The 22,085-nt window shown below is 60.2% G+C and carries 19 protein-coding genes; 12 read left to right on the top strand and 7 right to left on the bottom strand.

Annotation, left to right across the window (positions count from 1 at the left end; translation table 11 throughout):
- Positions 1–20 precede the first annotated feature (20 nt).
- From ACGSLL_RS27840 to ACGSLL_RS27830, 3 genes are all read right to left on the bottom strand, one after another.
- Entirely contained in the window at positions 21–809 is a 789-nt protein-coding gene (locus ACGSLL_RS27840; RefSeq protein WP_024011746.1) for an OmpA family protein, read from the bottom strand.
- Positions 810–865: 56 nt separating this feature from the next.
- Entirely contained in the window at positions 866–1,270 is a 405-nt protein-coding gene (locus ACGSLL_RS27835) for a DUF4398 domain-containing protein (protein WP_090281970.1), read from the bottom strand.
- A gap of 366 nt (positions 1,271–1,636) precedes the next feature.
- Positions 1,637–1,981, bottom strand: a complete 345-nt coding sequence (locus ACGSLL_RS27830) for a pilin assembly protein (RefSeq protein WP_090281971.1) — start codon at positions 1,979–1,981, stop codon at positions 1,637–1,639.
- A 215-nt stretch (positions 1,982–2,196) separates the two neighbouring features.
- Between ACGSLL_RS27830 and ppc the strand changes: the two genes are divergently transcribed.
- The 7 genes from ppc (at position 2,197) to ACGSLL_RS27795 (ending at position 9,541) form a co-directional block, all read left to right on the top strand.
- A complete protein-coding gene (ppc, locus tag ACGSLL_RS27825) occupies positions 2,197–4,827 on the top strand; it encodes a phosphoenolpyruvate carboxylase (RefSeq protein ID WP_394508636.1) in 2,631 nt (876 codons plus the stop codon).
- Positions 4,828–5,129: 302 nt separating this feature from the next.
- A complete protein-coding gene (gene adk, locus ACGSLL_RS27820; RefSeq protein WP_039762420.1) occupies positions 5,130–5,780 on the top strand; it encodes an adenylate kinase in 651 nt (216 codons plus the stop codon).
- A 95-nt stretch (positions 5,781–5,875) separates the two neighbouring features.
- Positions 5,876–6,550 carry a tRNA (adenosine(37)-N6)-threonylcarbamoyltransferase complex dimerization subunit type 1 TsaB gene (gene tsaB, locus ACGSLL_RS27815; protein ID WP_394508635.1) on the top strand — a complete coding sequence of 225 codons (675 nt, stop codon included), beginning with the start codon at positions 5,876–5,878 and terminating at the stop codon, positions 6,548–6,550.
- A gap of 255 nt (positions 6,551–6,805) precedes the next feature.
- Positions 6,806–7,117, top strand: a complete 312-nt coding sequence (locus ACGSLL_RS27810) for a hypothetical protein (protein WP_090281974.1) — start codon at positions 6,806–6,808, stop codon at positions 7,115–7,117.
- Positions 7,117–7,977 (top strand): DUF72 domain-containing protein, encoded by an 861-nt coding sequence (locus tag ACGSLL_RS27805; RefSeq protein ID WP_394508634.1) that lies wholly within the window; start codon positions 7,117–7,119, stop codon positions 7,975–7,977. Before ACGSLL_RS27810 ends, ACGSLL_RS27805 begins: the two co-directional genes overlap by 1 nt.
- Positions 7,978–8,009: 32 nt before the next feature.
- Positions 8,010–8,846 (top strand): isocitrate lyase/PEP mutase family protein, encoded by an 837-nt coding sequence (locus ACGSLL_RS27800; RefSeq protein WP_394508633.1) that lies wholly within the window; start codon positions 8,010–8,012, stop codon positions 8,844–8,846.
- 2 nt (positions 8,847–8,848) lie between these two features.
- Positions 8,849–9,541, top strand: coding sequence for an extensin-like domain-containing protein (locus ACGSLL_RS27795; protein WP_394508632.1), 693 nt, complete (start codon positions 8,849–8,851; stop codon positions 9,539–9,541).
- 3 nt (positions 9,542–9,544) lie between these two features.
- Here ACGSLL_RS27795 and ACGSLL_RS27790 read toward each other — a convergent pair whose 3' ends face one another.
- Entirely contained in the window at positions 9,545–10,165 is a 621-nt protein-coding gene (locus tag ACGSLL_RS27790; protein WP_394508631.1) for an energy transducer TonB, read from the bottom strand.
- A gap of 92 nt (positions 10,166–10,257) precedes the next feature.
- Between ACGSLL_RS27790 and ACGSLL_RS27785 the strand changes: the two genes are divergently transcribed.
- Positions 10,258–11,040 (top strand): class I SAM-dependent methyltransferase, encoded by a 783-nt coding sequence (locus ACGSLL_RS27785; RefSeq protein ID WP_394508630.1) that lies wholly within the window; start codon positions 10,258–10,260, stop codon positions 11,038–11,040.
- 105 nt (positions 11,041–11,145) lie between these two features.
- Here the strand turns inward: ACGSLL_RS27785 and ACGSLL_RS27780 are convergent, their stop codons facing one another.
- Complete coding sequence (locus tag ACGSLL_RS27780) at positions 11,146–11,781, bottom strand: TetR/AcrR family transcriptional regulator (protein WP_394508629.1); 636 nt, start codon at positions 11,779–11,781, stop codon at positions 11,146–11,148.
- A 94-nt stretch (positions 11,782–11,875) separates the two neighbouring features.
- Between ACGSLL_RS27780 and ACGSLL_RS27775 the strand changes: the two genes are divergently transcribed.
- The 3 genes from ACGSLL_RS27775 to ACGSLL_RS27765 all read left to right on the top strand — a co-directional run bounded on the left by ACGSLL_RS27775 (position 11,876) and on the right by ACGSLL_RS27765 (position 17,976).
- Entirely contained in the window at positions 11,876–12,976 is a 1,101-nt protein-coding gene (locus tag ACGSLL_RS27775; protein WP_394508628.1) for an efflux RND transporter periplasmic adaptor subunit, read from the top strand.
- Between the two features lie 6 nt (positions 12,977–12,982).
- Positions 12,983–16,051, top strand: a complete 3,069-nt coding sequence (locus ACGSLL_RS27770; protein ID WP_394508627.1) for an efflux RND transporter permease subunit — start codon at positions 12,983–12,985, stop codon at positions 16,049–16,051.
- Positions 16,052–16,875: 824 nt separating this feature from the next.
- Positions 16,876–17,976, top strand: a complete 1,101-nt coding sequence (locus tag ACGSLL_RS27765) for a Fic family protein (protein ID WP_394508626.1) — start codon at positions 16,876–16,878, stop codon at positions 17,974–17,976.
- 120 nt (positions 17,977–18,096) lie between these two features.
- Here ACGSLL_RS27765 and ACGSLL_RS27760 read toward each other — a convergent pair whose 3' ends face one another.
- Entirely contained in the window at positions 18,097–18,786 is a 690-nt protein-coding gene (locus ACGSLL_RS27760) for a DUF4197 domain-containing protein (protein ID WP_394508625.1), read from the bottom strand.
- Positions 18,787–18,957: 171 nt separating this feature from the next.
- Complete coding sequence (plsB, locus tag ACGSLL_RS27755) at positions 18,958–21,459, bottom strand: glycerol-3-phosphate 1-O-acyltransferase PlsB (RefSeq protein ID WP_394508624.1); 2,502 nt, start codon at positions 21,457–21,459, stop codon at positions 18,958–18,960.
- Positions 21,460–21,696: 237 nt separating this feature from the next.
- On the opposite strand from plsB, the gene ACGSLL_RS27750 reads away from it, so the two are divergent.
- Positions 21,697–21,906 carry a cold shock domain-containing protein gene (locus tag ACGSLL_RS27750; RefSeq protein WP_208938554.1) on the top strand — a complete coding sequence of 70 codons (210 nt, stop codon included), beginning with the start codon at positions 21,697–21,699 and terminating at the stop codon, positions 21,904–21,906.
- The last annotated feature ends 179 nt before the right edge of the window (positions 21,907–22,085 follow it).

Below are 22,085 nucleotides of genomic sequence, written 5' to 3'. Positions count from 1 at the left end.
TTTGCGTTCCAGCGCGAACCTTAGTTCGAACTCACCGAAGAGCGCGGTGCAACCGGCTGGTTGTCATTGGAAATGGTCACTTCCACCCGACGGTTCATCGCACGGCCCGAGACGCTGCCGTTATCGGCGACCGGGTATTCCTTGCCATAACCCTGAGCGACGATACGCGAAGGATCGACACCCATTTTGATCAGGGCCATTTGCACCGAAGTCGCACGGCGCTCGGACAGCGACTGGTTGTAGCTGGCGGTACCGGTGCTGTCGGTGTAACCCTCGACGATCACTTTGCGATCCGGGTTTTCCTGAAGGAATTGCGCCAGTTTGTTGATGTTCACCAGACCGCTGGATTTCAGGTCAGCCTTGTTGGTGGCGAACAGCACGTCACCGAACGTCACCAGCGTGCCGCGATCGGTCTGCTTGGCGTTGAGGCTGTCCTGCAGCTGTTTGATCTGCTGGTCACGGGCATCCAGACGGGCCTGTGCACGTTGTGCAGCGGCGTTCTTCAGGTTGTTCTCAGCGGTGCGCAGGGCGATGGTCTGCTTGGCCACTTCCACACGCTGGTTGGTGAGGTAAGCCAGTTGGTCAACCTTGGCCGCGTCCTCTTTATCCAGATAGGCTTTGTCGGCCTTGTCCAGGTAATCGCTGGCGTCTTTGGTTTCCAGCGCGGCGACTTTGCTCGCCTGCGGGTTGGCCTGCAGGCCGGCGTAGTTGGTGCGTGCCTGTTCCAGGTTCGGGTTAGGCGGGGTGGAGCAGGCGGCCAGAGCAACGCTTGCGGCCAGAAGAGCGGGAATCATCAGTTGCTTACGCATAATTTGTCGTCCTTTCTAATCGATAAGAGATTCAGCTTTGCAATCGGGATGCGCGCTTACTGCACGGTGCGCTGACTTTCCTGACGCAGTTCCTGAACACCTTTCTGGGAATCCTTCACAGCCTGTTCGGCCTTGGCGGCCTGAGCCTTGCGTTCAGCGACGCGAGCGTCCCACTCAGCCTGTTCGGACAGGCGACGGGCTTCGTCGTACTTCTTGTCGTGCATGGCGATTTCAGCTTGTTTCAGTTTGTCCTGAGCCTGCTTCATTTCCACCGCAGCGAACTCGGTACCGCCGGCGCTGACGGCGCTGTTGACGGCCGATTGGGTCACGGCGTATTGCTCGGTCGGTGGATTACCGGCGCAACCGGCCAGCACGAAGCTGGTGCCGATGGCCAGAGCGGCCAGTTTCAGACCGCGCAAGTGGGAAAACGTGGATTGGGTTTTCATGGTCTTCAACTCCATTAGGCATCTCCTGAAAGTACAACTGAATCCATCCTGGCAGAGGAGCCGAAAGCATCGCTTGTTGACGCGAATTGAAACGCTCGTTCCAGGCGTGGTTATCTGTTCCGACCGAAGGGATTTTTGAAAAGTTCAGAAAAGATGGCCTATCGCCAAAAATTAAATTGACCGTTTGGACAAGGCTCTGGAACGGGAACTTTGGCGGTTTGAAGCGGTACGCGCGGGTGAGTTTTAAGGTAAATATCAGGGTTAGCAGGGCCCTGTGGGAGCTGGCTTGCCAGCGATGAGGCCATCATGCTCAGCACATCTTTGACTGAAATGACGCCATCGCGGGCAAGCCCGCTCCCACAGGTTTTTCTGTGTCAGGCTTCAGTGATTCTGTTTGTTCTCGGCTGAAGCCAGATCATGCAAATGCCGCCGCGACAACGCCAGAAAACGTGGCGTCGGCCCGACATCTTCGTACAGCGGATCACCTTCCTCATCGGTGGCGACCACCGTCGAGCCTTTCACATACGGCAGGCTCGCCTCGAATTCTTCAAGCGCCGCGCCGATCAGCTCGCCGAGCAATTCTTCAGGGTGGCGTTTGGGGTACATCTCGGCAATCGCGGCCAGCCTTGCGGCAGATTCCACGTCCAGATGAATCGTGTAGCCAGTGTCGGTCAGGCGACCTTTGGCGTTTTCTTCCCAATGCTGGGCAAGTTCACGGATTTTCATGATGACCTCATTTCGCACCTGCTCATGGCAGGTCTGGGTGAGTGTCCGCCAGAGCCGGCGGCAAGCCGTCGTGCGGCTTACTGTTGAGACTAGCTTTGCCGCTCAAGGTTTAAAGTCCCTTCGTCGGCTGCTTGTAAGAAGCGCCGCAGAGCGGCACTCTCTCGAGCAAAGCATTCGTTTCTGCGCCGTCCCCGATTACCGCTGGAGAACTGCTGATGACCGATATTGATGCACGCTTGCGCGAAGATGTTCACCTGCTCGGAGAGCTGTTGGGCAACACCATTCGAGATCAGTACGGCGAGCCGTTCCTCGCCAAGATCGAGCAGATCCGCAAGGGCGCCAAGGCCGACCGGCGCGGCTCGATGGACGCTGAACTGAGCGCCAGCCTCAATCAGCTGAGCGAAGACGAATTGCTCCCGGTGGCGCGCGCCTTCAACCAGTTTCTGAATCTGGCGAACATCGCCGAGCAGTATCAATTGATTCATCGGCGCGAAGAATCGCAGCCGGCGCCGTTCGAATCCCGGGTATTGCCTGAACTGCTCGCGCGTTTGCGCAGCGAAGGGCACAGCGCCGAATCCCTGGCCCGGCAACTGGCGCGGCTGGAAATCGAACTGGTGCTGACCGCGCACCCGACCGAAGTGGCCCGCCGCACCTTGATCCAGAAGTATGACGCGATCGCCGCGCAACTTGCCGCACAGGACCATCGCGACCTGACCAGCGCCGAACGCGAACAGATCCACACCACCCTGCAACGATTGATCGCCGAAGCCTGGCACACCGAAGAAATCCGCCGCACGCGACCGACGCCGGTCGACGAAGCCAAATGGGGCTTTGCAGTGATCGAACATTCGCTGTGGCAGGCGATTCCCAACCATATGCGCAAGGCTGACAAGGCGTTGCACGAAGCTACGGGCCTGCGCCTGCCGCTGGAGGCCGCGCCGATTCGCTTCGCCTCGTGGATGGGCGGCGACCGTGACGGCAACCCCAACGTCACTGCAGCCGTAACGCGCGAAGTGTTATTGCTGGCGCGCTGGATGGCCGCCGACCTGTACCTGCGCGACGTCGATCACCTCGCCGCCGAACTGTCGATGCAACAAGCCAGTGATACGCTCAGGGCCCAGGCCGGCGACAGCGCCGAACCGTACCGCGCGGTGCTCAAGCAATTGCGCGAGCGCCTGCGCGCGACGCGTAATTGGGCTCACGCCGCACTCACCGCGCCAACGCCCGCACCTGCCGAGGTGCTGCACAACAACCGTGATCTACTCGGGCCGCTGGAGTTGTGTTTCAACTCGCTGCACGAATGCGGCATGGGCGTGATCGCCGACGGACCATTGCTCGATTGCCTGCGCCGCGCCGTGACTTTTGGTCTGTTTCTGGTGCGTCTGGACGTGCGTCAGGATTCCGCGCGGCACAGCTCGGCGATGACCGAAATCACCGACTACCTCGGCCTCGGCCGTTACGAGGATTGGGATGAAGAACAACGGATCAAATTCCTCACTGAGGAACTGAGCAACCGCCGCCCGTTGTTGCCAGCGCACTTCAAACCATCGGCCGATACCGCCGAAGTGCTCAACACCTGCAAGGAAATCGCCGCTGCCCCGGCGGCTTCGCTCGGCTCTTACGTAATTTCCATGGCCGGCGCGGCTTCCGACGTGCTTGCCGTGCAATTGCTGCTGAAGGAATCCGGCGTGCTGCGGCCGATGCGCGTGGTGCCGCTGTTCGAAACCCTCGCCGACCTCGACAACGCCGGGCCAGTGATGGAGCGGCTGTTGCTGCTGCCGGGTTACCGCGCGCGCCTGCAAGGCCCGCAGGAAGTGATGATCGGTTACTCCGACTCGGCCAAGGACGCCGGCACTACCGCGGCGGCGTGGGCGCAATACCGCGCGCAGGAACGGCTAGTGGAAATCTGCCGTGAGCAGCAAGTCGAATTGTTGTTGTTCCATGGTCGCGGCGGCACCGTCGGCCGTGGCGGCGGCCCGGCGCACGCGGCGATTCTGTCGCAGCCACCGGGTTCGGTGGCGGGGCGGTTCCGCACCACCGAGCAGGGCGAAATGATCCGTTTCAAATTCGGCCTGCCGGACATCGCCGAGCAGAACCTCAATCTGTATCTGGCGGCGGTGCTCGAAGCGACATTGCTGCCACCGCCGCCGCCAACGCCCGAATGGCGGCACCTGATGGACGAACTGGCGGCGGACGGTGTCAGCGCTTACCGCCAGGTGGTGCGCGAGAATCCGCAGTTCGTCGAGTACTTCCGCCAGTCCACGCCGGAGCAGGAACTGGGGCGCCTGCCGCTCGGCAGTCGTCCGGCCAAGCGCCGCGCCGGCGGCATCGAGAGCCTGCGGGCGATCCCGTGGATCTTCGGCTGGACGCAAACGCGACTGATGCTGCCGGCGTGGCTCGGCTGGGAGTCGGCGCTGAGCAAGGCGCTGGAACGCGGCGAAGGCCAGTTGCTCGGGCAGATGCGCGAGCAGTGGCCGTTCTTCCGCACGCGCATCGACATGCTGGAGATGGTGTTGGCCAAGGCCGATGCCGATATCGCATTGTCCTACGATGAGCGTCTGGTCGAGTCGGATCTGCTGCCATTGGGCGCGCAGTTACGCGACCTATTGTCGCAGGCGTGCACCGTGGTGCTCGGCCTGACGGGTCAATCGCAGCTGCTCGCGCACAGCCCTGAAACCCTCGAATTCATCCGTCTGCGCAACACCTATCTTGACCCGCTGCATCTATTGCAGGCCGAACTGTTGGCGCGCTCGCGTCAGCAGGAAGTCGAGCAGGGCAGCCCGGTGGAGCAGGCGCTGCTGGTGTCTGTGGCGGGGATTGCCGCCGGTTTGCGAAATACCGGCTAACGTTTGCAACGGGGTACGCGGCATCGAGCAATCGCTGCCGGGTGCCGCTGTGCGTGAACGGGGAAAGTGCCGCCAGGCGACAGTTCATGTTGGGGTTGCGACTTGGGTTACCGCGTCGCAAGGTCGCGGCGGGCGTCGGTTTCTCCGACTTTTGGCGTCTTGTGTGGGCGCAGCCTGCTGTGTATCTTGATCAGCCTTTGGCCGTTTGTGCGGCCACGACCCGTATTTTTCAGGATGCGTCCCAAGCGGCGAATCCTTTGTTTTGTAAAAGCTTTTTATAAAAAAATTGAGGAGCACATCTAATGCGCGTCATTCTGCTGGGAGCTCCCGGGGCCGGTAAAGGTACTCAGGCTAAGTTCATCACCGAGAAATTCGGCATTCCACAAATTTCCACCGGCGACATGCTGCGCGCAGCGGTCAAGGCCGGTACGCCACTGGGCGTTCAAGCCAAGAGCATCATGGATGCCGGCGGCCTGGTGTCGGATGACCTGATCATCGCTCTGGTCAAGGACCGCATCGCCCAGCCTGACTGCGCCAACGGTTTCCTGTTCGACGGCTTCCCGCGCACCATTCCGCAGGCTGAAGCGCTGGTGACTGCCGGTGTCGAGCTGGACGCCGTGGTCGAAATCGCCGTTGAAGACGAAGAGATCGTCCAGCGCATCGCCGGCCGTCGTGTCCACGAAGCCAGCGGCCGCGTTTACCACATCGTCTACAACCCGCCAAAACTGGCCGGCAAGGACGACATCACCGGTGAAGAGCTGGTGCAGCGCAAGGACGACACCGAAGAAACCGTGCGTCATCGCCTGTCGGTCTACCATTCGCAGACCAAGCCGCTGGTGGAGTTCTATCAGAACCTTTCCGCGAAGAATGGTGGCAAGCCGAAGTACAGCCACATTCCTGGCGTCGGTTCGGTCGATGCGATCACCGCCAAGGTCCTCGCTGCGCTGAGCTGAAAAGTCTGAACCGCTGCATCATCCACGGCCCGCTTGCGGGCCGTAGTTGTTTATACTGACGCACTTTTTTTCCCACCCTTGTTCTGGAAACATCGATGAGTACCTTGCTGGCCCTGGACACCGCGACTGAAGCTTGCTCCGTTGCCTTGCTGCACGACGGCAAGGTGACGAGCCATTACGAGGTGATCCCGCGCCTGCACGCGCAAAAGTTGCTGCCGATGATCGAGCAGTTGCTGGCTGATGCAGGCACTACGCTGCAAGCAGTCGACGCCATTGCGTTCGGCCGTGGGCCGGGCGCATTCACCGGTGTGCGGATTGCCATCGGCGTGGTGCAGGGGCTGGCGTTCGCGCTGGATCGCCCGGTGTTGCCAGTATCCAATCTGGCCATGCTCGCGCAACGTGCGTTGCGCGAGCATGGCGTGGGTCAGGTCGCGGCGGCCATCGATGCGCGCATGGACGAAGTCTATTGGGGCTGCTACCGCGAGACGGCAGGGGAGATGCGTCTGGTCGGCGCCGAAGCCGTGCTGCCACCGGAAGTTGCGGCGCTGCCGGCCGACGCCAGTGGCGAGTGGTTCGGTGCCGGCACCGGTTGGGGCTACGGCGAGCGCATTGCAGTCGAGCTGACCGGCGCCGATGCCGGTATGCTGCCCCACGCCGAAGACCTGCTGACCCTGGCGCGGTTTGCCTGGGCGCGCGGCGAGTCAATCCCGGCGGACGACGCGCAGCCGGTCTACCTGCGCGATAAAGTCGCCACCCCCAAAGCCCGCTAAGTCACCGCTTTCCCCTGTGGGAGCGAGCCTGCTCGCGAAAGCGGTGGGTCAGCCAAGGAAATATTGGCTGACACGGCCATTCGCGAGCAGGCTCGCTCCCACACAGAAATAAGTCACACGCAAATATCGCCAATCGTCAGTTTTTTCCCCTCGTTTAAAACCTTTTGCGCTTTATGTGTTCTAGTTATCACTCGGCAGTTTGCTAAGTCGGTCAGGTGCCGCTAAATTGCCATCATTGATACCGAGCATGAAATTATGCGTATAGACGGCGTTTCCTCTCAGTCCTATCCCATCAAGCGCAAGCCTCGCAAAGGCCCTGTGACGGTGGACGAATCCCTCGACGATATCGACGGCGAGCTGGAGTTTCCAACTGAAGAGCAACTGGCGGCCCGTGCTGCTGCCAAAGCCACCGCGCAACGCCTGAGCAATCTGCCTGCCCGTCAGCAAGACATGATCTATCACCGCGCGATGAGCAAAAGCGTAGCGATGGCCTTGGCCAGCTACCTGAGCACCGCCGGTTTTGTCGATTGGGATGCCGACGTGCTGGGCCTCGATCTGTATATCTGATGGCTCTGCCTTACTACCTTGGATGTCCGTCCTGGAGCGAAAATGCCTGGCGCGAGTATCTGTATCCGGTAGACGCAAAAACCTCGGATTTTCTCGGTTTCTATTCCCAAGTCTTCAACGCCGTCGAAGGCAATACCACCTTCTACGCCAGCCCCTCGCCCGCCACCGTGCAGCGTTGGGCCGAGATCATGCCCGAACACTTTCGCTTCACCGCCAAATTCCCCGGCGACATCAGCCACAGCGGTGATTTGCGCGATCAATTGACCGCCGCCGAAACCTTCCTGCAGTTACTCAAGCCGCTCGGCAAACGGGTATCGCCGTTGTGGTTGCAACTGTCGAAAAGCTTTACCCCGCAGCGGCTGCCGGAACTGGCGACGTTCATCGATGCACTGGATTGCCCGTTGGCGGTGGAAGTGCGCAACGAGCAGTTTTTCGCCAAGGGCGAGAGTGAGCGCTTGCTCAACCGTCTGCTGCTGGATCGTGGTGTCGAACGTATCTGCCTTGATCCGCGTGCGCTGTTCAGCTGCCTGTCGACCGAGTCTTCGGTCATCCACGCACAATCGAAAAAGCCGCGAGTGCCGACGCGTCCGGCGGCGTTTACCCAGTTCCCGCAGGTGCGCTTCATCGGCCACCCTGAGCTTGAAGCCAACGACCCGTTTCTGCTGCCGTGGGTGAGCAAGATCGCCGAGTGGATCGAAGAAGGGCGTACGCCGTATATCTTTCTGCACACCGCCGACAATCTGCTCGCAGCGAAGCTGGCGCAACGTTTTCACACGCAATTGATGCAGCGTTTGCCTGGCTTGCCAGCGCTGCCTGAGCTATACAGAGAACCCGCCGCCGAGCAACTTGGCCTGCTCTGAGGCGTCTGTATTTTTCCGCCCGGAGCCTGCCGATGGACGCTTCAGCCCGCAACGAACAAGCCCGTAAAGCCTTTGCCTTCAAAGCCCTGCATGAACAATCGGGGATTTTCGTCATTCCCAATCCGTGGGATGCCGGCTCGGCGGAAATGCTCGCCGGCCTCGGCTATCAGGCCTTGGCGACCACCAGCGCCGGTTACGCGTTTTCACAAGGCAAGGCTGATGGCGCGTTGAGCCTGGACGAGACCTTGACCAATGTTCGCGCGATCGTCGCGGCAACGGATTTGCCGGTGGCGGTGGATCTTGAAAACGGTTTTGCCGATGACCCCGCCGAGTGTGCCAAGAGCCTGCTGCGCGCTGCCGATGCCGGCGCCGTGGGTGGTTCGATCGAAGACGCCACTGGCCGCGCGGACGCGCCGATCTATTGTTTCGAACACGCCGTGGCGCGCATCGAAGCCGCCGTTGCGGCGGTGCGCACGCTAACGTTTCCCTTCGTTCTGACCGCCCGCGCGGAAAACTACCTGCACGGCAATCCCGATATCAACGACACCATCCGCCGTTTACAGGCATTCGCCGAAGCAGGCGCCGATGTGCTGTATGCGCCGGGGTTGCGTAATGCCGAAGAAGTGCTGGCGGTGGTCCGGGCGGTGGCACCGAAACCGGTCAACGTGTTGATGTCCGGCGGCTTGAAACTGACGGTGCAGCAGTTGCAGGACATGGGCGTGCGACGGGTCAGTACTGGTTCGGCGTTGGCGCTGGCGGCGTTTGGCGAGTTTTTCCGCGCGGCTGAGGAAATCCAGCAGTCGGGCACCTTTGGCTTCACGTCGCAATCGATGCCGTACGCCAAGGCCAATCAATTGTTCAAAGGCTGAGCATGGGGCGCTGGATTTTCTGGTTGATTCTGTTGGCACTGGGCGCAGCTGCGGTCAGCGTCTGGCGCGGCTGGCTGGACGTGCCGGCGCAGTGGAATCCGTGGGCGCCGCTGGACATCAAAGCCACGCCCAATTGGCTCACCGGTTACAAACTGATGCGTTTGCGCAGCGACCCGGCACTTTGTGCCCAGGCCCTGAGCAGTTCGGATCTGCGCGTTTCACCGCAATCCGACAGTCCCGGCGCCAAGTGCCCGTTGATTGGCGCATTGCGCGTACAGGGTGGTGAGACCGCACTGAGCAGCAGTTTCCTCGCCAGTTGCCCGTTGGCGGTGGCCTACGCGATGTTCGAACATCATTCCCTGCAACCGGCCGCGCAAGCCGTTTACGGCCAGAAGGTCGCGCGCCTCGATCACCTTGGCAGCTTCGCCTGTCGCAATGTGTATAACCGCGAGAGTGGGGCGCTAAGCCGTCACGCCAGCGCCGATGCGCTGGATATCGCCGGTTTTCGCCTGGCTGACGGACGCAGTATCAGCGTGCTGAAAGACTGGCCGAAGGACAATCCGGACGCACGCTTCCTGCGTCAGGTGCGCGATGGCGCCTGCGAGGCGTTCAGTGTGGTGTTGAGTCCGGAGTACAACGCAGCCCATCGCAATCACTTTCATGTCGATGTCGGGCGCTGGAGCGTGTGTCGCTGAGGTTTATGCGGCGAGGCGCAGGTTCTGCAGAACGATCGGGCGTGCCCAGCCGTTATCGAAATCGAGGGCTTTTTGCTGCTCGACAATTTCTTCCGGCGGGAACGGCGGATAAGGTTTTTGCAGCAGATCGAGGTCGAATTCGGCAATCGGCAGATACAGCGGCTTCTTCTGTGGTGCCGGGCCTGGTTCTGGCATTGGCTGACCATTGTTGACCACGATCGGGCGGACCCAGCTGCTGTCGAAATCCTGCTGCTCTTGCTGGGCTTTGAGTTCTTCCGGCGGGAACGGTGGGAACGGCTTGTCGAGCAATTCCATTTCGAACTCGGCAATCGGCAGGAACAGCGGCTCCGGCGGACGCACTTGGGTTTCAACCACATCGCACTCGCGCTGGCTGACGATGTGCGCGTGCAGTTCGCTGCCGATGGTTGGCTCTTGCGGGCTGTTCAGGTCAACCGGTGGGAACGTGCCGCAGGCGGGTACCACTTCACTCGACTGTTCAGCCAGCGCCAGGGCAAAGAAATCCTGCCACAGGTGACTGACGCCGCTCAGTGCTTGAGTGTTGTGACGGCTGAAATCGCCATGGGGCGAAATGTAGCCAATCGATGTGGGAAGAATGCCTGACATTTTTTTCGGTTGACGCTCAGCTCTGGCAAAATGCGCGTTGAATGGTTTATCGGCGGTTTTTGTCGATCCTTAACTTTTTTGAGCGTTTTTTCATGATCGAGTCACCCGCGGCCTGCCGCATCCATGTCCAGGCCCTCGCCACGACGTTTCAAGCGCAGGCCGAGCAATGGGCCGAACGTCTCGGCCTGCCGCTCGCCGAGGCTGACGGCGAGTTCGCTTTGCAGGTCGGCGAGCAGGGGTTGCAGCTGCAACAGCTTGGCCCGGACGCACCGGGGCCGGTGCGGGTCGACTTTGTCGAGGGCGGCGCCGCGCATCGGCGTTTGTACGGTGGCGGCAGCGGGCAGATGATCGCCAAAGCGGTCGGCATCGCCCAAGGCGTGCGCCCGCGCGTGCTGGATGCCACGGCAGGCCTGGGCAAGGATGCGTTCGTGCTGGCCAGCCTCGGCTGTGAGATGAGCCTGATCGAACGCCAGCCGCTGATTGGCGCGCTGCTGGAAGACGGCCTGGCGCGGGCGGCGGAGGATTTCGACGTAGCGCCGATCGTGGCGCGGATGAAACTGCTCAAGGGCGACTCCATCGAGGTCATGCGCAATTGGGAGGGGGAGCCGCCGCAGGTGATCTATCTCGATCCGATGTTTCCGCATCGTGAGAAGACCGCGTTGGTGAAAAAGGAAATGCGCCTGTTCCGGCCCTTGGTCGGCGATGACCCGGATGCACCAGCCTTGCTCGAAGCCGCGCTGGCGCTGGCCACGCACCGGGTAGTGGTCAAGCGCCCGCGCAAGGCGCCGTGCATTGAGGGGCCGAAGCCGAGCCATGCGCTGGATGGCAAGTCGAGCCGATATGACATTTACCCGAAAAAAGCGCTGAAGGCTTAAAACCGAGTCGTCCTTATTCGCGAGCAGGCTCGCTCCCACCTTGGAATGCATTTCAAATGTGGGAGCGAGCCTGCTCGCGATAGCGTCCGCCCAGACACCCCGGAATCACGGCCGATAAGCGCGCATAAACAAAGCCACTACTTCCTGAATATGGCGCTCTGAAGCCTCTTCGCTCAACGGCTCGCCACAGCCATACAACAGCCGAAAATTCCCTGCACCCTTGATCAGGCAAAAGAAATGCTCGGCGGCATTGCGCGGCAGATCGATGTTCAGCGCGCCGGTCTCGTGGATACGCGTCAACAGTCGCTCCATGCCCTGCACCATGCGCTCGGGGCCGGCTTCGAAGAAGATCAGCGACAGATTCGGGTCCTGACTGCCCAGCGCCATGATCAGCCGGTGCAGATTCACCGATTCCACGCTGTTGATCAGTTGATGAAAACCCCGGGCAATGTTCAGCAACACAATTTCCACGGAGGTGCCTTCCGGCAATTCGAAGAACAGCGGTGGCAATTGCTCTTCGCATTTGGCCACTACGGCGGCAGAGAACAAGGTCTCCTTGTCGTTGAAATGGCTGTAGACCGTCAGTTTTGACACGCCGGCCTCGCTGGCCACCGCGTCCATGCTGGTGTTGGCGTAACCGTGCGTAAGAAAGAGGATTTTCGCCGCGTCGAGGATGGCCTGGCGCTTGGCCAGATCCTTGGGGCGGCCTGGGCCGTTTGAAGCTGCAGGATTGTTCGACATTCTTCGCTTTTAATACTGGACTGGTGAGTTTGCTATTAATACCATACCGGCCAGTATAAATATTCCAAGCACCATTAGCGAAAGGTCCGTCACCATGTTCCGCCATGCGTTGTCCTTTGCACTGCCAGCGAGTCTGGCGTTTCTGTTGTCGGCGTGCGGTCAGGAAGAGGTGACGCAAGTTTCCGTGCGACCGGCCATGGTGGTGCAGCCAGAGCCTTCGGCGCAGGCGATGGAAAGTTATCCGGGTGAAGTCCGCGCGCGCTACGAGCCCGATCTGGCGTTCCGTATTGGCGGCAAGGTCAGCCGACGACTGGTCGATGAAGGTCAGCGAGTGAAGGCTGATCAGCCCTTGGCCGAGCTCGACCCGCAGGACGTACGCCTGCAACTGGAAGCCACGCGTGCTCAAGTCGCTGCTGCCGAAGCCAATCTGAATCTGGTACGCGCCGAGCGTGATCGCTACAAGACCCTGATGGAGCGGCAGATGGTCAGCCGCTCGGCCTACGACAACGCCGAAAATCTCTACCGCTCCGGCGAAGCACGCCTTAAACAAATCAAAGCTGAATTCAACGTGTCGACCAATCAGGCCAGTTACGCGGTATTGCGCGCGCCGCAGGATGGTGTAGTGGCCAAGCGTTCGGTGGAAGTCGGGCAAGTGGTCGCTGCCGGGCAAACCGTGTTCACCCTTGCTACCGATGGCGAGCGGGAAGTGTTGATCAGCCTGCCGGAGCAAAGCTTCGGCCGCTTCAAGGTCGGCCAGCCGGTCACCGTCGAATTGTGGACCCAGCAGAACCAGCGCTTCACCGGGCAGATCCGCGAATTGTCGCCAGCGGCCGATCCGCGCTCGCGCACCTTTGCCGCACGAATCTCCTTTGCCAGTGGCAAAGTCCCGGCAGAGCTGGGGCAGAGCGCGCGGGTCTTCGTGCAATCCGCCGACAGCGTGTCCTTGTCAGTGCCGCTCTCGGCCCTCACCGCCGAAAACGGTGCGACCTACGTCTGGGTCGTCAGCGTCAACAACACCTTGAAGAAAACCCCGGTACGCGTCGGCCCGTTCGGTGAAAAAACCGTACCGGTGCTCGAAGGCTTGAGCGCCAGCGACTGGGTGGTTGCAGCCGGGGTCCATGTGTTGCTCGAAGGTCAGCAGGTGCGGCCGGTGGATCGCTCCAACCGCGTGGTCAATCTGGCGAACAAGGAGTAAGCCCCGATGCGCTTCAACCTCTCCGAATGGGCGCTGCGTAATCGCCAGATCGTACTGTTCCTGATGCTTTTGCTCGCCGTTGTTGGCGCGTTGTCCTACACCAAACTGGGCCAGAGCGAAGATCCACCGTTCACCTTCAAGGCCATGGTCATCCAGACCCGCTGGCCCGGCGCGACGGCGCAGGAAGTCTCGCGTCAGGTCACCGAGCGCATCGAAAAGAAGCTGATGGAAACCGGCGAATACGAACGCATCATGTCGTTCTCCCGGCCCGGCGAATCGCAAGTCACCTTCATCGCCCGCGATTCGATGCATTCCAAGGACATTCCCGACCTCTGGTATCAGTTGCGCAAGAAAGTCGGTGATATCCGCCAGACCTTGCCGCCGGGCATTCAAGGGCCGTTTTTCAACGACGAGTTCGGTACCACGTTCGGCAATATCTATGCGCTGACCGGCGACGGTTTCGATTACGCCGTGCTCAAGGATTACGCCGATCGCATCCAGATCCAGCTGCAACGGGTCAAGGATGTCGGCAAGGTCGAACTGCTCGGGCTGCAGGACGAGAAAATCTGGGTCGAGCTGTCCAACGTCAAACTGGCAACCCTCGGCCTGCCGCTGGCTGCGGTGCAGCAAGCGCTGGAAGAGCAGAACGCGGTATCCACGGCGGGGTTCTTCGAAACCGGCAGCGAGCGTTTGCAGCTACGGGTTTCGGGAAATTTTCAGACAGTCGATGAGATAAAGAACTTTCCGATCCGTGTCGCGGATCGTACGTTCCGCATCGCCGATATCGCTGATGTGCGACGCGGTTTCAGCGATCCACCGGCGCCGCGCATGCGTTTCATGGGCGACGACGCGATCGGTCTGGCCGTGGCGATGAAGGACGGCGGCGATATTCTGGTGCTCGGCAAAGCGCTGGAAACCGAGTTCTCGCGATTGCAGAAAAATCTTCCGGCCGGCATGCAATTGCGCAAGGTGTCCGACCAGCCGGCGGCGGTGAAAACCGGCGTCGGCGAGTTTGTCCAGGTGCTGGTCGAAGCCTTGGCGATCGTGTTGCTGGTGAGTTTTTTCTCCCTCGGCGTACGCACCGGTATGGTTGTGGCGCTGACCATTCCGCTGGTGTTAGCGATGACCTTCGCCTGCATGTATTACCTGGGCATCGGTCTGCACAAGATTTCCCTCGGTGCATTGGTGCTGGCGTTGGGGCTGTTGGTCGACGATGCGATCATCGCGGTGGAAATGATGGCGATCAAAATGGAGCAGGGCTTCGATCGCATCCGCGCCGCGAGTTACGCCTGGACCAGCACCGCGTTCCCGATGCTTACCGGCACCTTGATCACCGCGGCCGGGTTTCTGCCGATTGCCACGGCGCAGTCCGGCACTGGCGAATATACCCGTTCGATTTTCCAGGTGGTGACCATTGCGCTGCTTGCGTCGTGGGTGGCGGCGGTGATGTTCGTGCCGTATCTGGGAGAAAAACTCCTGCCGGATCTGGCGAAAATTCACGCAGCCAAGCATGGCACCAGCGACGGTCAGCCGGACCCGTACGGCACGCCGTTCTACCAGCGGGTCCGGCGCTTGGTGGCATGGTGTGTGGCGCACCGCAAAACCGTGATCGTGCTGACCGTCGGGCTGTTTATTGCTTCGGTGATGCTGTTCCGCTTCGTCCCGCAACAGTTCTTCCCGGCCTCCAATCGACTGGAGCTGATGGTTGATCTGAAACTGGCCGAAGGCGTGTCGTTGGCTAACACCACCACTGAAGTTAAACGCCTCGAAGCGCTGCTCAAAGAACACGCCGGTATCGATAATTATGTGGCCTATGTCGGCACCGGGTCGCCGCGCTTCTATCTACCGCTCGATCAGCAACTGCCGGCAGCGAGCTTCGCGCAGTTTGTGGTGCTGGCGAAGACCATCGAGGAGCGCGAGACGCTGCGCACATGGTTGATCGACACTCTCAACGAGCAATTCCCGACGCTGCGCTCGCGCGTCACGCGCCTTGAAAATGGCCCGCCGGTTGGCTATCCGGTGCAGTTTCGTGTGACCGGCGAGCACATTGAAGAAGTCCGCGCCCTGGCCCGCAAGGTCGCGGCCAAGGTTCGCGAAAACCCGCATGTGGTCAATGTGCACCTGGATTGGGAAGAGCCGAGCAAAGTCGTTTACCTGAACATCGATCAGGAGCGCGCACGGGCGCTTGGCGTGAGCACGGCGAATCTGGCGAAATTCCTGCAGAGTTCGTTGACCGGGTCGAGCGTCAGTCAGTATCGCGAAGACAACGAGTTGATCGAAATCCTCCTGCGCGGCACGGTGCATGAGCGTACAGAATTGTCGCTGCTGCCAAGTCTGGCGGTGCCGACGGACAACGGCCGCAGTGTCGCCTTGTCGCAGATTGCCACCTTGGAATATGGCTTCGAGGAAGGGATCATCTGGCATCGCAATCGCCTGCCGAACGTGACCGTGCGAGCGGATATCTACGGCAAGGAGCAGCCGGCGACGCTGGTCAAGCAGATCATGCCGACGCTGGATTCGATTCGCGCCGAATTGCCGAATGGCTATCTGCTGGACGTCGGCGGCACGGTGGAGGATTCCCAGCGCGGGCAGGCTTCGGTGAATGCCGGGGTGCCGATGTTTATCGTGGTGGTGCTGACGTTGTTGATGGTCCAGCTGCGCAGTTTTTCGCGCACGGCGATGGTGTTTCTCACGGCGCCGCTGGGGTTGATCGGGGTGACGTTGTTCCTGATGGTGTTCCGCCAGCCGTTCGGCTTCGTGGCGATGCTGGGGACGATTGCGCTGTCGGGGATGATCATGCGCAATTCGGTGATTCTGGTGGATCAGATCGAGCAGGATATCGCCTCCGGGCTCAAGCCATGGCAGGCGATTATCGAAGCAACCGTGCGGCGGTTCCGGCCGATTGTGTTGACAGCGCTGGCGGCGGTACTGGCGATGATTCCGTTGTCGCGCAGTGTGTTTTTCGGGCCGATGGCGGTAGCGATCATGGGTGGGTTGATCGTGGCTACGGCGTTGACGCTGCTGTTTTTGCCGGCGTTGTATGCGGCTTGGTTCAGGGTTCGTCGGGAGGTTTGAGCCTTGGCGGCCTTCGGGCCGACCAGGCTCTGGTTGTTTTGGGTGTTTATCCGGTTTCTTGGGGGTTGCGGCTGACGGTTTCGCCCTTACGGCGAGTCCCTTTTTCAAACGCCAAAAAGGAACCAAAAGGCTTTGCTCCTGCGTTCGGCCCTCGCAGGCTCGGGTCCCTTCGCTCCGGGACCGATCCGGGCGCAGCGGCTACGGTTTGCTTCGCTGCACCTCCTTCCGCTGTGTACGACTTCGTCGTACGGTCGCTGCGCTCCCACGCCCGGATCAATCCCTGCGCTCAGCCTTCCGATGTCGCTGGTTAGGCAAGATCAAGGGCACTCGAGCTGGCGCTCATTGTAATGAGTGGTTAGAAGCGTGGCGGTTGGCTTTGGTTTTGTGGTGTGGCTGCCCCTCACCCCAGCCCTCTCCCCCTGGAGAGGGAGCCGATTTGCGAGCCGTTCAAAAGCTGCGTTCAACTCGGTATCGCATTTCGGTGTAAGTTTCGCATTCACCACGGTCAGTCCCCTCTCCCTTTGGGAGAGGGTTAGGGTGAGGGGCTTTTGATTTTCAGACTGATTTCAAGCCTCAACCTTCAATGGCGCCGGCGACCAAGATCAACAGCGAGATCAAAAGCAGGCGAGCTGGCACTCGGCTGGTGGTGGGCGCGGTTTTTGTGGGAGCTTGCCTGCAAGCGATGGCGGCCGGGCAGCCGACAATTACCACTCTGACATGCTCCCACCGTCCTACATCTTTTTCAGAAACCTCCGATCTTGAGCCGCTGGGCGTCGAATGTTGTACTCCAGCTCCTGTTTTCCGCAATCCTTGAGTCTGTCCCGATGAAGAAGCCACCGAAATCAAGCGGCAGAACCGACCCTGTTTTCGATCTCTTGGCTCGTTCTCCTCATAAGGAACGCTTGGCAGATTATCTTGCGTTGCTCAAACCATTTGATGATCAGAGTCGTTACCTGCCATTCGAGGCGCTGCGCTATCGCTGGGCTGCGGGGTTGGACGCGAATCTTTGTTGGGCGTTGGTGAAGAAGGCGCGGGCGGCGCAATACATCAATCTGTTGCCGTTGGGCGAGCCGTTGCAGTGGGGCAAATATGTGCAGACGCCGCTGGCGCAGAAAACACTGTCTGTCGTGGATCGTCATACCAGTACGGCTGCGCTGGATTACATGACCAGTCAGATCGGTGAGCGGATGCACTTTTCTTATCTGCTCAATGATCTGATCGAAGATGAAGCCATCGCCAGTAGCCAGCTGGAGGGCGCGGCCACCACCACACGGGTGGCCAAGGACATGCTCAAGCATCAGCGCCAGCCGCGCACCCCCGACGAGCGCATGGTGCTGGGTAATTACCGGATGATGAATTTTGCCTGGGAACAACGTCACGAACCCTTGAGCGTGGCGTTGATCGCCGCGATCCATCAGGTCGGTGTCGAAGGGATCGATGACGAGCAATATTGCCCCGGAGTTTTCCGGGCCAAAGATGAAGTCGTCGTGCAGGATGGTGCGGGCAATACCGTGCATCGGCCGCCGCCCGCTGCTGGTTTGGTGGCGCGTCTGGAGAAATTGTCGGATTGGGTCAACTTGTCCGACGGCTCAACCCTAGAAAACAATTATCTGCATCCCCTGATCAAGTCCATCACGCTGCACTTTGCCTTGGGCTATGAACATCCCTTTCGTGATGGAAACGGGCGGGTCGCCAGGGCACTGTTTTATTGGTTGATGTTCAAAAACGAGTTCGCAGCTTTTCGCTATATCGCGATCAGTTTGCTATTGCGCAACGCGCCGGTGAAATATGGACGATCTTATTTACAAACCGAGGCGGATGAGCTGGACCTGACCTATTTCATCGAATTCCAGTGCTCGGTCATCCTGCGTGCGGTACTTGGATTCACCCATTCCTCATTGTGGGAGCGAGCCTGCTCGCGATAGCGCCATCTAGGTCACGATCAATATGACTGACAGACCCAAGCTTGAGGAAGCTCTGTACCAAAAGAATAAAAAAAGCCCGCTGAAGTTTTTAACTTCAGCGGGCTTCTTCCGTTCAGTACATCACAACGTCCCAAACACCTTCTTCGCCAGACTCGTCGCCGCCGCTGCCGGGTTTTGGCGCAACGTTTCTTCCTGCTTGCCGATCATTTCGAAAAGGCCATTGAGCGCCTGTTCGGTCACGTAGTTTTCGACGTTGGCGCTTTTCGCATCGACTACGCCGAATGCGGCGGCCTGGCCGGCGAACGAATTGTACTTTTGCGCGACGCCGACCTTGTCGGTGGCTTGTTTGACGATCGGCAGGAATTTTGCGCGGATCTGTTCGCGGCTGGATTTGTCGAGGTATTGGGTGGCCGAGTCGTTGCCGCCGCTGAGGATGCCTTTGGCGTCGGCCACGCTCATTTTCTTCACGGCGTCGACAAGGATTGGCTGGGCCTGGGTCACGGCGGATTCCGCGGCTTTGTTCATCGCGGTTTCCAGTTCTTCGACCTGGGCGCCCATGCCGAATGCCTTCATCTTGCTCGCGGCTTTGCCGAGTTTGCCCGGCAATTCGATCTTCACTTCAGGGTTGTTGCTGAAGCCACCGGGCGTGCCCAGTTGTTTGACGGCGATTTGTGCGCCTTGGGTCAGGGCATCCTTGAGGCCGCCGGCGGCGTCTTGTTGCGACAGGTCGCTGAGCGACAGGGCCAGGGCGTTGGTGGAGAGCATCAGGCCGGTGCAGATGGCGGCGAAGCGAAGGGTAGGGCGGCGCATGGCGGCTTCCTTGTGGCGGAACATGAATTAGCGGACGGCGTCGACGCGGATTTTCAGCGGCTGCGGGTCGCTGCCGTCGAGTTGGTGGGAGCGAGCCTGCTCGCGAAAGCGGTGGTTCAGTCAATATCTCCAGTGACTGATCAACCATCTTCGCGAGCAGGGGGATTTGCATCAGGCCTCAGGTTGAGGTGGGAGCTGATCAGCCGCATCTTCACTGCGGTGCAGCGCGACCTGGCGGATCGACAGGCGAATCTCCGCCGGCAGCACGCGTTTCGCCGCGCCTTCAGCCAGTTCGCCGAGCAGTTCGTGGTAGCTGAGCTTGCCGGCTTCGTCGCGGCGCAGCACATCGAGGTCGAGCATGGTCTGGATGAAGTGGCGGAACAGGCTCTTGTCGAAGAACTCTGGCGCGTTCAAACCGTGAAGGATCGACAGGCGCTGGGCCATGACTGTGCACAGGTCTTCCAGTTCTTCGGCGCTGATGCTGTTCTGGCCGCTGTTGAGCAGCAGGGACACGGTCATGTAGAAACGCTGCAGAGTCTGCGCGATGCTTTTCGACAGCAGCGTCAGCAGCACGAAATGTCGCGAACTCGGGGCCGGGCGCAGGTACAGGTCTTTCTCGAAACGCAGCAGGCCTTGCTCGACAAACGCTTCCAGCCATTGATCGACCACACCGTCGAGCTCATCCAGTGTCCAGCGGATGAACAGCTCCGATTGCAGGTACGGATACAGCGCGCGGGTGTAGCGCAGGATCTGCTCGCGGCTCATGCGCGAGGTGCTCTGGAAGAAGCTCGCCAGCAGCGACGGCAGGGCGAAGATGTGCAACACGTTGTTGCGGTAGTAGGTCATCAGGACGGCGTTCTGTTCGTCCAGATAGAGAATCTTGCCCAGCGCATCGTTCTGCTCGGCGAGCAGGTCCATGTCCTTCACGTGCTCGATCAGCGCACGGCCATCGCCTTCCGGCAGGGTGGTGTGCGGCGAGTAGGGGACTTTACGCAGCAGCGCCAGATACAGATCCAGCACCCGCGCCATGGCGCGATCGTCCAGCGCCAGACGCGTCGTCGAGAGCAATGCCAGCGCCACCAGATTGACCGGGTTGATCGCTGCGGCTTCGTTCAGATGCTGGGCGACTTTCTCGCCGAGTCGGTTGGTGGTCTCGTTGAGCCACGCCGGTTTGAATTGCGGAGCGAGTTCCTGCTGGCGCCAGTCCGGTTGCTCGGCGTCGAGGAATTCAGCGAGTTTGATTGGCTCGCCGAAATTCACCGCGACCTGACCGAAACGCTGCTTGAGCGCACCGATCACTTTGAAAATATCGAAAATCGATTCTTTCTTTTTGCTCGCCCCGCGCAACTCACCCAGATAGGTGCGACCTTCCAGTACGCGTTCGTAGCCGATGTAGACCGGCACAAACACGATCGGCATGCGTGACGAACGCAGGAAGCTGCGCAGGGTGATCGCGAGCATCCCGGTTTTCGGCTGCAGCATGCGCCCGGTGCGCGAGCGGCCGCCCTCGACGAAGTATTCGACCGGGAAGCCTTTGGTAAACAGCGTGTGCAGGTATTCGTTGAACACCGAGGTGTACAACGGGTTGCCCTTGAACGTGCGGCGCATGAAAAACGCGCCACCGCGGCGCAGCAGGCTGCCGATCACCGGCATGTTGAGGTTGATCCCGGCGGCGATGTGCGGCGGGGTCAGGCCGTTACGGAACAGCAAATACGACAGCAGCAGATAGTCGATGTGGCTACGGTGGCACGGCACGTAGATCACTTCGTGACCCTGAGCGACCTCTTGCACGCCTTCGATGTGGTTGACCTTGATGCCGTCGTAGATCTTGTTCCAGAACCAGCTCAGTACCACTTCGAGGAAGCGGATCGCCGTGTAGGTGTAATCCGAGGCGATCTCGTTGCCGTAACGCAGGGCCTGGGCCTTGGCTTTTTCCGCGGAGATGTTTTCGCGCTCGGCTTCGTCGAGGATCGCTTGCTTGACCAGCGGCTGATTGAGCAAGCCTTTGACCAGATTGCGCCGGTGGGAAATGTCCGGGCCGATCACCGCCGCTTTCAGGTTGCGGAAGTGCACGCGCAGAATCCGCTGGGCCATGCGCACGGTGCGTTCGTGGCCCTTGTTGTGATCGATCAGCTCGCGCAAATGGATTGGCGCGGAAAATTGCACGCGGGTTTTGCGGCCCAGGACAATGATGCTCAGCAAGCGCCGCAGACGGCCAGTCACCGCCCAGCTGTCAGCGAACAACAACTTCCACGGGCTGTTTTCGCTGTCCGGCGATTGGCCCCAGAACACGCTGACCGGAATGATCTGTGCATCTTCGGCGGCGTTTTGCGACAGGGCGCTGACCAGTCGGGTCAGGGTCGGCGGCGCGCCGCGTTTGTCTTGGCGACCGAGCCAGTCCGGGTCCGGGGTCAGGTAGAAAAACGCCGCCGGCTCGATCAGCGCACCCACCGACACGGCCAGCACCGGCCGCGGCAGGCCGGCCTTGGTGCACTCGGTGTCGACCACGGCCAGATCGGTCAGCGAAGGGTTTTGCAGGACGTAGAACACCGGACGACTGCGGTCGAGGTTGAGGGTGAACGACGACTGATTGATCGTCTCGGAGCGAACCCAGAGGTACAACAGTCGGCGCAGGGTGCCAAACACAAGACGGCGGAACGGGGAACGGGTCATACGGCTTCTGCGTGAGTGGATAAACCGAGCGGTTGCTCAAGTGGGCGACAGTTTGCCGTATTGGGTGAAAATCGGCAAAAAAGCGCCGAATTAATCTCCTGTTGAGACTTTTTCCACCTGTCATATACTCGGCGCTCTGTTGCCGGTGCCCTTTGATGGACGTCGGACGCAGGCTGACGTTCCTCTGAGGCTTTCCTGCGAAAAGCCCGTTCAATAATAAAAAAGGAGTATGAACAGATGGCAACACGCGAAACCGGCAATGTGAAGTGGTTCAACGACGCCAAGGGTTATGGCTTCATTCAGCGCGAAGACGGGGCGGACGTGTTCGTGCACTACCGCGCGATTCGCGGCGAAGGGCACCGCTCGCTGACTGAAGGCCAGCAGGTTGAATATGCGGTGATCAGCGGCGAGAAGGGCTTGCAGGCGGAAGACGTAGTCGGTCTCTAAAGATCGTTCCCACGCTCTGCGTGGGAACGCCTCAACGGACGCTCCGCGTCCGCTCTGGGACGCAGAGCGTCCCGGGCTGCATTCCCACGCGGAGCGTGGGAACGATCAAACACCAAGAACCACTGTGGGAGCGAGCCTGCTCGCGAATGCGGTGTATCAGTCAGCATTCATATCGACTG

The organism is Pseudomonas retamae (assembly GCF_043496865.1).
Lineage (GTDB): Bacteria > Pseudomonadota > Gammaproteobacteria > Pseudomonadales > Pseudomonadaceae > Aquipseudomonas > Aquipseudomonas retamae.
This window is presented reverse-complemented; position numbering and strand designations above follow the sequence as displayed.